The following is a 12,172-nucleotide window of genomic DNA, read 5'->3' as shown; positions in this document are numbered from 1 at the left end:
ACTGATGGCGATGCGCCTTCTCGTGCTTGTCCTGATTGCCGTTGTGGCCGCAGTGTATTTCACTGCCGGATTGCGCTTCGGCTACGTCACTCTTACCCCCACCTATATGTGGAACGCCACCGGCCAGAATTCCTACACATTCAGGACAATCGAGGCAGATCAGTCGGTGGGGGTAAAAGGCTCGTGTCAGGTGCGCAGCGGGCAGGCTGTCGTGCGCCTCTATGACCCTAAAGGGGGACAGATTGCCGGCCAGTCCTGTCCGAAGGGCAAGTGGGCTCTGAACATCATGGGATCGGGCGCAGCCGGAACTTACCGCCTTGTGGTGGACCTGGACAAGTTCAGTGGAACCCTGGATCTGGAAGAAGTCAGAGGTGGACGGGCCCCCTGAGTATCTGGAACAGGAAGAGGCGGAGAAACCTATACGGTTTCTCCGCCTCTTCCTGAAACGATTTCAGCTCTGCTGGGCAGCCTTGACGCGGTTGATGGCCTTGGCCAGACGGCTCTTCTTACGGGCTGCAGCGTTCTTGTGCAGGGTGCTGCCCTTGGCGGCCTTGTCGATCAGGCTTTCGGCCTTGCTCTGGGCAGCAGCCAGGTTCTCACCGGTGGTCGCAGCAGCGACGGCCTGCTTGGTGAAGGTCTTGATGGTGCTCTTGCGGCTGCGGTTGAGCATGCGGCGCTTGAGGCTCTGGCGGTGACGTTTCTGGGCGGATTTGTGACGAAGGGCCATGCTGTTTCTCCTTGTTCTCCCGGCTCACACGACTTGCCGTCGTGGTCGGGGCGGTTCCGGCGCCGGTCTGGCGGGGAACTCGATGCGTCCGCTGAGGTATGCGCGGCGCGCCGGTACTTTCTATCTGTTCAGCAGTAGATGCACCGGATTGTCCACCCGTGGGGGATAGACAACCTCGTAACTATACTGGCAGTCCATGCCATGTGCAAGCGGCATACTGAGGCCATGTATCGTGCACGCCGCCGTGCCCGCACGCCTGGAGAAGGTGAGGCTCCAGGTACAGACACTGGACACCCCGTCCGCCCAGAGCGCCGCACCCCACCAACCCCGGACGAGGCCCGTGAGGCTCTGATGGCCTACGCCCTCAGGGCACTGGCCGCCAGGGCTATGACAGCATCGGAACTGCGTGCCAAGTTAGAGCGGCGCAGCGAGGACGAAGCGCTTGTGACCGCAGTCCTGGAACGTGTGCGTGAGCTGGGATATCAGGATGACACACAGGTGGCCCGCGCAGAAAACAGCCGGCGTGGTATCGGCGCCTTCCGCGTCAGGCAGACCCTCAAGCGGCGTGGTGTAGAGGAGACCTTGATTGAAGATACGGTGGCTGCGCGCGATCCTCAGGCGGAAGCCCAGGAGATCCGCAACCTGCTGGAGCGCCGCTGGTCTTCGTTTGCCCGAAAAAAGGACGCTGCGGCCAGTGCCTACGCCTTTCTGGCCCGGAGGGGATATTCCGGTGCACTGATCTGGCCGGCAATTCGGGAGCAGCAGGCGCAGGCCGGCCTGGACGTGTCTGACGTGCCTGAGGAGGAAAGCTAGCGACGGTGCCGCTTTGCTTGACACTGTCCGGAAGGGGCGCGTAAACTACCCGTCGCGCCAATCCATAGCTGTTTTCCGGTCGTGATTGGTTCGTGGTTCGGCGGGGCGTAGCGCAGCCTGGTAGCGCACTTCGTTCGGGACGAAGGGGTCGGAGGTTCGAATCCTCTCGCCCCGACCACGATAAAAGGCCTCCCTTCGCGGGAGGCTTTTGCCTGTTCCCGTTTCCGCTCTGGAGTTCTATGCGTGTCTATGCCATTGCTGACCTACATCTGGCCACTGTGACACCCAAGCCCATGACGGTGTTCGGGCCGCAGTGGGCCGGTCACCCGGACGCCATCTTTACCCAGTGGCGCGAGATGGTGCGGCCTGAGGATCTGGTTCTTCTTCCAGGAGACCTTTCCTGGGCCATGCGGCTGCCGGATGCCATGACAGACCTCGCGCCGGTGGCAGCACTGCCCGGAACCAAGGTGTTGCTCCGGGGCAACCATGACTACTGGTGGCCGACCGCCTCTAAGCTGCGTGCCGCGCTCCCAGCTGGCATGCTGGCCGTACACAACGATGCAGTGCGCATCGGGCGGGTGGTGGTCTGTGGGTCGCGGGGGTGGACTACGCCCGGATATGAGCCGCTGGGCGAGGAGGATGACCGTCTCCTGCGCCGTGAAGCTGAACGCCTGGCCCTGAGTGTCGAAGCAGCGCGCCGCATACGTCAGCCCGGTGACCGCCTGATCCTGATGCTGCACTACCCGCCCGCATCACCCCCATACCCGCCCAACCCGCTGACGCAGGTCATCGAGGCAGCCGGGCCGGATCTCGTGGTGTACGGGCATCTGCATGGGGTGTCTCCAGAGCGGGCCATGCGGCATGTCGGAGGCATCCCGGCTTATCTGGTCGCTGCCGACGGGCTGCGGTTCCGTCCCCGGCTGCTGCTGGACACCGGCATGGGGTAGTGAGGCCTCTGGCTACAGATACAGACCGAGTGGCGCTCTGAACCAGCCTGACAGCAGAAATGCAAGTGCCCCCGACAGTGCGGGGGCACTTGCATTGGCAACTCAGGCGTCGGGATTGGGCATGCTGGCGGTGACGGCCGGGTCCACGCCTTCCTCAAACCGCTTGAAGTTCTCCCGGAACATCCGGGCAAGCTTGCGCGCGGTCTCGTCGTAGGCGGCCTTGTCTGCCCAGGCCTCGCGTGGGTTCAGGACCTCGGCGGGAACCCCGGGAACCTCGGTGGGGATTTCCAGGTGGAAGAAAGGCTCTCGTTCAAAGGCAACACTATCAAGCTCGCCATTGAGCGCTGCGTTGATCATGGCGCGGGTGTGTTTGAGGCTCATGCGCTTGCCCTGGCCATACATGCCGCCGCTCCATCCGGTGTTGACCAGCCAGACTTTCGCGCCGCTCGCCTCGACCTTCTGCGCCAGGAGCCGGGCATATTCGCCGGGGTGCCGTGGCATAAAGGGGGCGCCGAAACAGGTGCTGAAGGTCGGGCTGGGCTCGGTAACGCCGTCTTCCGTGCCGGGGATCTTGGCTGTGAAGCCGCTGATGAACTGGTACATCATCTGTTCCGGACTCAGGCGGCTGATGGGAGGCAGCACGCCGTAAGCGTCAGCAGTCAGAAAGACGATGTTCCTGGGAATACCCCCCATTCCGTCCGGCTGGCGGTTGTCGATCTGATCGATAGGGTAGGCACTGCGGGTGTTCTCGGTCAGGGAGCCGTCATCGAGGTCGGGTGTGCCGTCCTGGCGCAACACGACGTTTTCCAGCACGGTGCCGTAGGTTTCGGTGGTGCGGTAGATCGCCGGCTCGGCTTCCGGGTTCAGGTTGATGACCTTGGCATAGCAGCCGCCCTCGAAGTTGAAGACGCCGGTGTCGGTCCAGCCGTGCTCATCGTCGCCAATCAGGCGGCGGGTGGGGTCAGCCGACAGGGTGGTTTTACCGGTACCACTCAGGCCGAAGAACAGGGCCGTGTCACCATCTGCCCCAATATTGGCCGAGCAGTGCATGGGCATGACACCCCGTTCGGGGAGCAGGAAGTTCAGCACGCCGAAAATGCCTTTCTTGTTTTCGCCGGCATACTGGGTACCGCCAGCAATAATCATCTTTTTGGTGAAATTGACAATGATAAAGGTGTCGCTACGTACGCCGTCCGTCGCTGGATCGGCCTTGAAACTGGGGATATTGAGCACCGTCCAGTCGGCTTGGAAGTCTTCCAGCTCCTGAGGGCTGGGACGAACAAACATATTGCGGATGAACAGGCTGTGGTACGCCATTTCGGTGACCATTCGTACGGCGATACGGTGCTTCGGGTCGGTGCCGGCGTAGACCTGTTGAACGAACAGCTCCTTCCCCTCCGCGTGGGCGACCATTTTGGTCAGCAGGCGGTCAAAAATGTCCGGCGAGATGGGAGTGTTAAAGCCTCCCCACCACACCGTGTCGCGGGTGAGGTCATCTTCCACGATAAACCGGTCTTTGGGGCTACGGCCGGTTTTGTTTGTTTTCACCGCCAGCGGACCAGTCGCGGCCCGCACTCCCTCGCCCAGACGGATGGCATCGGCATACAGCTGATCGACGCCAGGGTTCAGATGAATACGTACATTTTTGAGACCGAGATCGGCTAAAGGAGCATTAAGTGTAGTCATCGATTACCTCCGGACAGCGCTGGGCTGACTCTGGACAGGACTTGGTGTGAATTCAAACTCAGATATTGTCGCTCGTGAAGCGGTTCCACGCCAACTTTTGTGTTGTCACGTGTCTGGGAACAACGATTTGGAACCCCTTGTCCCAGGTGTCTGGACAAACGGCAACTGAGCAATGCAAATTTCTTGTCAGTGGAAAATCAAAAAAGGCGAGCATATCGGCTCGCCTCCGGGTATTCAGGTGCTTAATTGTTCTGTTTTTCGTTCTTCCCAGCTTGTTCCCCTGTGCCTGCGGCGCTGGCTTTGGTATCGCCGGTGCTCTCCTGCCGCTGCTCTGCTTGAGTTCGGGCAGCAGCTGGTGAACCAGGCTCGACCGCTGCCCCCCAGGTGCCGCCCGTCGTGGCCGCCTGAGTAGGAGCTGCCGCACCCGGTGCCGGCGTCTGCTTATTTTCTTCGATGCTGTCAAGCCACGCGGATCCGATCACGTCGCGTGCATTGCGGCTGATCCGACGTAACGACTGGGCTGCTTCCGGGTTCACGCCCTCCACCGCACGCAGGATGCTCTGGCGTACCGTCGGAACCCGGGCCAGCACAACGATTCCGGTTCCGATCAGGGCAGCTGTCGTCAGCACGCTGCCCAGGCCGCCATGCCCGGAAGTGGCCTTGTAACGCTTCATGGCCTGCTTATCCAGCTGAGCAAGTTCCCGGCGGGTCTGTTTGTGTAATGGTGCAATTCGCTTGTTCACGGCACGCTCCAGTTTTGCCTGCTTCCAGTTCTTTCCGCCTTGACGCAGCTCATATTCGGCTTCGCGCCGTGCCTGGGCCAGCCGCCGCTCGACCCGCTTGCGCCCCGCCGCCACGTCGTCTCCGGCATCATGGAACAGGTGCTGTATACCTTCCTGGACCCCTGTAAGAATTCCCAGCCCGGTTTTCTGGACACTATGCAGAGTTTCTCCCAGGTCCTTGCTGGTGGCCTTCAATACGCGTCCAGCCTGCTGGCGCCGCTGATCGGCCGTGTGACCTGCCTCTTCTGTCAGATTTCCGGCACGCTCCTGCACGGTTTCTGCGAGGCTTCCTGCTGCTTCAATGGCTGTGTGCAGCATGGCCTGAGCGCGGCCCGGCACTTCTTCCCGGATGGTACCCAGGGTGCTGGCGCTGCGTTGAGCGGCCACCTGCGCCAGTTCGTGTGCCTGAGTGGCGGCCGTGCCCAGCGCGGGTTTAATGGTTTCATCTAGGGCCACGTGAGCCCCCTCAAACGCATTGCGGGTCCCGCCTGCCAGACGGGTGCGGGCGTCACGGTTCATGGTCAGTGCCGCCAGGGCGCCCAGCAGCAGCAGGCTGCGGTTACTGACGCCAGTGTTCATATCATTGTTCATCTGCCTCTCCTTTCTCGCCTGAGGCCGGCAATTCCCGGTCAGGCAGATCCGCTCCATTGTGGGCAGCGGGTTGCCAGCGCAACGTGGGGAGAATGTAACGAGAAATTCATGTTCCGGCTCAGTGTGGTGCTGGTGGCATACCCCAGCCCAAACAACAGTCGTGTACCGTACCCAGGCTTTACACTCGGGAGCGTGACCCGTAAGGCCCGTTCTCCCCGCGCTGCAACCGTGACAAGCCCGCCGCCGGTGGCAGAATCTGCCCCCGTGGGTCCGGCCCTGGCGCGGCTGGAAGTCCGGAATCTGGCGACCATCGAATCGCTGGACCTGGACTTTGCTCCTGGCTTCAGTGTCTTTACCGGTGAAACTGGTGCCGGGAAAAGCATCATCGTAGACGCCCTGGGGCTGCTGCTGGGCGCGCGTGCGAACACGGACCTGATCCGGACTGGCGAGGACGGGCTACTCGTCAGCGGCTTCTGGCAGGACGAAGACATCGCCAGCCGGCGGGTGACCATCCAGGGGCGCAGCACCGCACGTCTGGATGGCGAGGTGGTCAGCCTCCGCGAGCTGCAGGACTGGGCCCAGCGGCGCCTGACCATTCACTGGCAGCACAGCGCCGTGAGCCTGCTGTCTGCGGCCAACCAGCGTGCGCTGCTTGACCGTCAGGTTACGGGGGAAATGCAGGCCTATCAGGCGGCCTACCGCGCCTGGCAGGAGGCCAGAGAGCGGCTTGAAACCCTGCGCACCACCGAGCGCGAGCGAGCACGGCAACTGGACCTGTTGACCTTTCAGGCCCAGGAGATTTCCCAGGTTGCTCCGCAGGTCGGTGAGGAAGAGCCCCTGCAGGCCGATCTGATGCGGCTGTCCAATCTGGAGACCATTGCTCAGGGAGCAGCCGGTGCGCTGGAACTGCTCAGCGAGGCCGAAGAAAACGCGACCGGGTACCTTGCGGAAGCCGTCCGCGCCCTGAATGCCAGTGCCCGGTACGATGAGACCAGCGCCCAGCTGCAGCTTGAGCTGCGAACGGCGCTTGAAAGCGTGCAGGCCATCGTGGGGGAACTGCGCAGTGTGGCTGAAAGCAGCGCTCCGGACCCCGAGGAGCTGGCCCGCGTCGAGGGACGCCTCGGGACCCTGAGCAAGCTGCGCGCCAAGTACGGCCCGACCATGAACGATGTGCTGGAGTTTCACGCTGGTGTGGAGCAGGAACTGGCTCTCCTGACCCGTGACGAGCAGGACGCAGGAACACTGGACGCCGAGGTCAGCCATCTGCGCACGGTCGTTGAGCAGGCCGGCCGCTGCCTGGACGAGGCACGTTCTCTCCGGGCTGGTCCGCTGGCCTCAGAGCTGGTCGATGTCATCCGGCAGCTGGGCATGCCACATGCGCGCCTGGAGTTTTTGCTGACGCCGCATGGCGAGCCCACTGCACACGGTCTGAGTGATGTAGCGCTCCGCTTCACCGCCAATCCCGGCGAGGACCTTGCTGCGCTTTCGGACGTCGCTTCAGGCGGTGAGCTCTCACGGGTGATGCTGGCCATCAGCACCGTTCTGGGGGCTGACACGCCGGCTGTGGTATTCGACGAGGTGGATGCCGGCATCGGGGGAGGGGCAGCTCTGGCTGTGGCCGCCCAGCTCGGCCGGCTGGCCCGGGAACGGCAGGTTTTCGTGGTGACGCACCTGGCGCAGATTGCTGCCCGTGCCGATCATCATTACAAGGTGGAAAAGGCGGTAGAGGGCGGGCGCACCGTCAGCCGTGTCCGGCGCCTGACGCCTGATGAGCGTCTCGAGGAAATTGCCCGGATGCTCAGTGGCAACACCTCGGACGCAGCACTCAAGCATGCCCGTGAACTGCTGGAAGTGCCGCAGACCTCCTAGCGGTCATTGGGCCCGGGCTGATGTGCATTTCCTCAAGGTGCCCTTCAGTCGGCCATCAGAACCCCTGCATAAGCTGGGCCTCATGAACAGGTCTCTTCTCCTGGCGCTCGGCGTCAGTTCCGGTCTTCTTTCCGCATGCAGCATGACCGGCCCCAGCAATCTGCGCATACATGAGGTCCTGCTCTACGGCGGTACCCAGGAGCGCATCACCTGGGTTTACGGGAATGTCAGTGGGGGGCCGGGCAGCCTGAAAATTGGAGGTGCTGTCACAGAGGTGCGGGCCCAGGTTCAGGATCCTCTGGCTCTCCCCGGCACGCTCAGTGTCAACGGCAATGCTACCTACCGCACGCCGACCACCCGCATGGAGACCAGTTTAAGCGTGGTCCGTGGGTCTGATGGTCTGTTCACCGTCGTGCAGAACATGGCTGTTCCGGTGCAAGCGGTGTTTTACACCGATGGGCGCAGCTGGCAGAAGCTTTCGGGAACCACAGGTGTCGTGCGAGCTCAGGCAGTGCAGGGGCTGCGTGGTGCCGGGCGGCTGACGGATGCTGAGGCCACGGCGTTGGGATCTGCGCTGCAGAACCAGGGACCCCTGGCAGTCGCTGTTCTGGACGAAACCCGTGTTCCCGACGCAGCACTGGCGGTGGAGCCTCGCCCGACCGAATACCTGCGCACAGCGCTTTACATCCTTCCCGGTGTCGTGACAGTTCCCCCCAATCCATCTGGCGCTTCCCCAGTTCGGCCTGCGCCGACTCCACCTCCCAGCAGCCCCCCCAGCACAGGAGCACGCGTGAATATCACTGAACTGGCGCAGGGCAACAACGCAGCCGTAACTTCATTTAGCGTCCAGGTGGCGACGACTCAGGCGGCAGCCAGTGCGCTGTATGCCCAGGCCTACGGACGCCAGACCAGTCCCCCTTCAGCGCCGGGCGTGTCAGGCGCAACCCTGGTCGGCGTTTTCCTGGGACAGCGCTCCACCGGGGGGTACGCCGTCCGCGTGACCGGAGCCAGCGCCAGCGGAGGGACTCTGACACTTACGGTCCGTGTGACGGCTCCAGGACCTGACAGCATCACGACACAGGCCATCACCAGCCCCTGGACCATCGTCCGGGTGCCTGGAACCTATACGCAGGTCAATGTGGTGGATGAACAGGGACGCCCCCTGTCAGAAGGGTCGGGCGGCGGACAGACACGCTGAGCATCAGACCTGCAAAGGAGCCGGCATGAATGCACGGCTCCTTTTTCTGTGCAGTTTCTGTGCAGGGACAGCGGCGAGGCACGTGTCCCCAGGCCCCGGCAACGTACAGAAGAAGCACTCAGTCCACCTATGCGGGAGAACACCATGAAAAAGGAGCGCTCCAGTTCAGGAGCGCTCCAGCTGAAAAGACTCGATCTTACTTGCTGGGAACCTTGATGGCGCCCTTGATGATGCGGGCCTTGATGGACTCGAGCTTGACGACCTGAGCATTGGTGATCAGGTTGCGGTTGTACTGGTCCACGGCGTATCCCACGCCGTTTTCCTTGAGGCCGAAGCGGCGCTCGCCACCCTTGAAGCGGTTGGATTTGACGTCGCTGATCAGCGAGTAGACGGCATTGTCCACGCGCTTGAGCATGCTGGTCAGGCCGTGGTTGAGGGTCGCGGGGTTCTTGTCGAAGTCGCCCAGGTAGTTCTGGTTGCTGTCCACGCCGATGAAGAACATTGGACGCGTATTGCCAGCGCAGGCCTTCTGGTAGGCCGCGCTCTTGGGCACCTTGGCAAAGTTGTTGCTGGAGAACTTCACGGCGCCGCTTGCCTTGACGCACTGGGTCTGCTTGATGTAGTCGATCACACCGTTACCGCTGCCACCGGCTGCGGCGAAGATGATGTCGGCACCCTTGGCTCGCATGCTGGCTGCGATTTCCTTGGCCTTGCCGGGGTTGTTCCAGGCGTCAGGAGTGGTGCCGACGTACTGGGCAATGACCCGCGCCTTGGGGTTAGCGGCCTTGACGCCTGCGGTGTAACCAGCCTCGAACTTGTGGATCAGGGGGATGTCCATGCCGCCGACGAAGCCGACCACGCCGGTCGCGCTGTTCATACCGGCCAGGTAGCCCACCAGGTAGCTGCCTTCCTGCTCGGCAAAGACCAGGCTGGCGACGTTCTTCTGGGGGGAGACATCGTCGATCAGGCCGAAGTACAGGTCGGGGTTTTCCTTGGCAACCTGGGTGATGCTGGCGTTGTTGGCAAAGCCCACGCCGATGGTCAGGTCAAAGCCTTCGTTGGCGAACGAGCGGATGCCCTGGATGATCTGGCTGGGGTCGCTGGGTTCGAAGTCGTTAACCTTCACGCCCAGGTTCTTGGTCGCCTTCAGGCTGCCTTCGTAGGCGCTCTGGTTGAAGCTCTTGTCGAACTTGCCGCCAGCGTCGTATGCCATGCCAACGCGCAGGGTCTGGGCGGAAGCGATGGTCGTCGTCAGGGCAAGGGCCAGGGTCAGAAATTTCTTCATGGTGCTCCTTAAGAGTTGAGGGAAAATCGTGTACAGAGTATACGAAATGAGTGTGTTGTACAGACTAGATAAATATCATGCCGGCCTGACAGCGCGCTGACAGGGAAATAAAGGGACAGAGGGGATCACCTCAAAGTTCCGCTGAGGCACGAACGAGGGGCCAGTGATACGCTTCCCAAATGGATCAGGCCGCCTCGCCCGATGACCACGCCCGTTACCTTGCTTTGCGTGCCGAGGTTGCCCGCCACAACCGCGCCTATTACGAACAGGATGCGCCAGAAATTTCCGACGACGAATACGATGCCCTGGCCCGCGCTCTGCGCGACATGGAAGCCCGGCACCCCGAATGGGTCGAGGATGACAGCCCGGTTCAGACCATAGGCGGGGCGCCGAGTGCGGCCTTTGAGCCTGTGGCGCATCTCACCCCCATGACCAGCCTGGATAACGTGTTTGATGCAGACGAACTGCGTGAGTGGCAGGAAAAACTGGCGCGCTCCCTGAACCTGCCGCCAGAGTCGGATGACTTCACCTTTACAGGTGAGATCAAGATTGATGGCCTGAGCGTCAACCTGTACTACCTGGACGGCACCCTGCAGTGGGCGGCCACCCGTGGAAATGGCCGCGTGGGGGAGATGGTAACGGCCCAGGTGCTGACCATCCCAGGGATTCCCCAACACCTCGATGGCTTGAAAGGTCAGCTCGAAGTTCGCGGCGAGGTCTACCTGAGCCGGGCAGACTTTGCAGCTTTCAATGCGCAGGCTGAGGAACTGGGCACGCCTCTGCTCAAAAACCCCCGGAACGGTGCCGCTGGGGCCTTGCGCCAGAAGGACCCGGAAGTCACCCGCACCCGCAATCTGAAGGCAATTTTTTATAGCCTTGGCAGACGCGACGGTGTAGAAGCCCGCACCCAGAGCGAAGTTCTTCAGTGGCTGGCAGGCCGTGGTTTTCCGGTCAGCCATTACAGCGAAACGTTCCGTGGGTATGTCGCCGCGGCTGACTACCACCGCCGGATGACCGAGGCGCGGTCGAACTTCGAGTTTGACGCCGACGGCACTGTGATCAAGCTTGACCCTCTGGCACTTCAGGAAGAAGCCGGGTTTACCAGCCGCGCTCCGCGCTGGGCGATTGCCTTCAAATTTCCGGTGGAACAGGTGGAAACGGTCCTCGAATCAATCACCGTCAACGTGGGCCGCACCGGAAAGCTCGCGCCGCTGGCTCATCTTGCCCCACGTCTGATTGAAGGCAGCACCGTCAGTAAAGCCACCCTGCACAACGAGGACTACATTCGGCAGATGGACCTGCGCGTCGGCGACACAGTCGTGGTGCGTAAGTCGGGCGGGGTCATTCCGCAGATTATGCGAGTGGTGACCGAGAAGCGTCCGGAAAAAACCACGCCATTCGTGTTTCCCACCTACTGCCCGGAATGCGGCCATGAGGTCACCCGCGCCGAAGGGGACGCCAACACGTATTGCCCCAACCCTGCCTGCCCCGCCCAGCGGTTCGAGCGGATCCGCTATTTCGTGTCGCGGGGTGCGATGGATGTCCGAGGCATCGGAGAAAAGCTGGTCATACAGGTGATCGAGACCGGTCTGGTCCGGGACGCTGCAGACCTCTACCTGCTGACCGCTGAGCAGCTCGCCGGCCTGGAGCGCGGAGGGGAAAAGAAGGCGCAGAATGTCCTGGCCCAGCTTGAAGCCAGTAAGACGCGCCCCCTGTGGCGGCTGATCAATGCCCTGGGCATGACCCACGTCGGAGAGCGCAATGCCCAGGCGCTGGCCCGTGCATTTGGCAGCCTCGACGCGCTGCTGCGAGCCACCCCCGAACAGATCGAGGCTGTCCCAGGGATGGGTAAAGTGACTGCCGTGAGCGTCAGTGCTGCGCTGGCTGACCCCACCATGCGGAACCTGATTGAGCGGCTGCGCGCTGCTGGCATGAGTCCAGAAGAGACGCAGACAGTTCGCGGTGAGCAGCTGGCTGGCCTGAACTTCGTGATCACCGGGTCGCTGTCTCAGCCGCGAGATGAACTCAAGGCTCTTCTGGAGGCTGCAGGTGCGCGGGTTACCGGAAGCGTGACCAGGAAAACCAGCTACCTTATCGCCGGGCAGGACGCCGGTAGCAAGCTCGACCGCGCGCGTGAACTGGCCGTCCCGGTGCTTGATGAGGCTGCGCTGGGCACGCTGTTGCACCAGCGTGGCGTGCAGCTTCCTGGCGTTCAGGCGTCCGCAGCGTCCACCGTCTAAACTGAGAAGAACCGCGCAGCCTATTCCCGCTGCG

The 12,172-nt window shown here is 62.3% G+C and carries 10 protein-coding genes and 1 tRNA gene; 7 read left to right on the top strand and 4 right to left on the bottom strand.

What is annotated here, in order from left to right:
• Positions 1–10: 10 nt before the first annotated feature.
• Complete coding sequence (locus tag DEIDE_RS07140; RefSeq protein ID WP_041227483.1) at positions 11–388, top strand: hypothetical protein; 378 nt, start codon at positions 11–13, stop codon at positions 386–388.
• 63 nt (positions 389–451) lie between these two features.
• Here DEIDE_RS07140 and rpsT read toward each other — a convergent pair whose 3' ends face one another.
• A complete protein-coding gene (rpsT, locus tag DEIDE_RS07135; RefSeq protein ID WP_012693275.1) occupies positions 452–727 on the bottom strand; it encodes a 30S ribosomal protein S20 in 276 nt (91 codons plus the stop codon).
• 225 nt (positions 728–952) lie between these two features.
• On the opposite strand from rpsT, the gene recX reads away from it, so the two are divergent.
• The 3 genes from recX to DEIDE_RS07120 all read left to right on the top strand — a co-directional run bounded on the left by recX (position 953) and on the right by DEIDE_RS07120 (position 2,487).
• A complete protein-coding gene (recX, locus tag DEIDE_RS07130) occupies positions 953–1,540 on the top strand; it encodes a recombination regulator RecX (protein WP_012693274.1) in 588 nt (195 codons plus the stop codon).
• A gap of 101 nt (positions 1,541–1,641) precedes the next feature.
• Positions 1,642–1,718, top strand: a tRNA-Pro gene (locus DEIDE_RS07125).
• Positions 1,719–1,779: 61 nt separating this feature from the next.
• Entirely contained in the window at positions 1,780–2,487 is a 708-nt protein-coding gene (locus tag DEIDE_RS07120; RefSeq protein ID WP_012693273.1) for a metallophosphoesterase, read from the top strand.
• A 102-nt stretch (positions 2,488–2,589) separates the two neighbouring features.
• Here DEIDE_RS07120 and pckA read toward each other — a convergent pair whose 3' ends face one another.
• On the bottom strand, positions 2,590–4,173 hold the full coding sequence (gene pckA / locus DEIDE_RS07115; RefSeq protein ID WP_012693272.1) for a phosphoenolpyruvate carboxykinase (ATP): 1,584 nt from the start codon (positions 4,171–4,173) through the stop codon (positions 2,590–2,592).
• Between the two features lie 242 nt (positions 4,174–4,415).
• Positions 4,416–5,546, bottom strand: coding sequence for a hypothetical protein (locus DEIDE_RS07110; protein WP_012693271.1), 1,131 nt, complete (start codon positions 5,544–5,546; stop codon positions 4,416–4,418).
• Positions 5,547–5,738: 192 nt separating this feature from the next.
• On the opposite strand from DEIDE_RS07110, the gene DEIDE_RS07105 reads away from it, so the two are divergent.
• Both DEIDE_RS07105 and DEIDE_RS07100 read left to right on the top strand, forming a co-directional pair.
• Positions 5,739–7,415 carry a DNA repair protein RecN gene (locus tag DEIDE_RS07105; protein ID WP_041227481.1) on the top strand — a complete coding sequence of 559 codons (1,677 nt, stop codon included), beginning with the start codon at positions 5,739–5,741 and terminating at the stop codon, positions 7,413–7,415.
• Positions 7,416–7,497: 82 nt separating this feature from the next.
• A complete protein-coding gene (locus tag DEIDE_RS07100; protein WP_012693269.1) occupies positions 7,498–8,613 on the top strand; it encodes a protease complex subunit PrcB family protein in 1,116 nt (371 codons plus the stop codon).
• Positions 8,614–8,809: 196 nt separating this feature from the next.
• Here DEIDE_RS07100 and DEIDE_RS07095 read toward each other — a convergent pair whose 3' ends face one another.
• Complete coding sequence (locus tag DEIDE_RS07095; protein ID WP_012693268.1) at positions 8,810–9,898, bottom strand: BMP family lipoprotein; 1,089 nt, start codon at positions 9,896–9,898, stop codon at positions 8,810–8,812.
• A 179-nt stretch (positions 9,899–10,077) separates the two neighbouring features.
• Between DEIDE_RS07095 and ligA the strand changes: the two genes are divergently transcribed.
• Positions 10,078–12,138, top strand: coding sequence for an NAD-dependent DNA ligase LigA (gene ligA, locus DEIDE_RS07090; RefSeq protein ID WP_012693267.1), 2,061 nt, complete (start codon positions 10,078–10,080; stop codon positions 12,136–12,138).
• Positions 12,139–12,172 lie beyond the last annotated feature (34 nt).

The organism is Deinococcus deserti VCD115 (genome assembly GCF_000020685.1).
Classification (GTDB): Bacteria; Deinococcota; Deinococci; order Deinococcales; family Deinococcaceae; genus Deinococcus; species Deinococcus deserti.
Note: the sequence above shows the minus strand (reverse complement) of the source record. Positions and strands in the feature narration are given on the sequence as shown.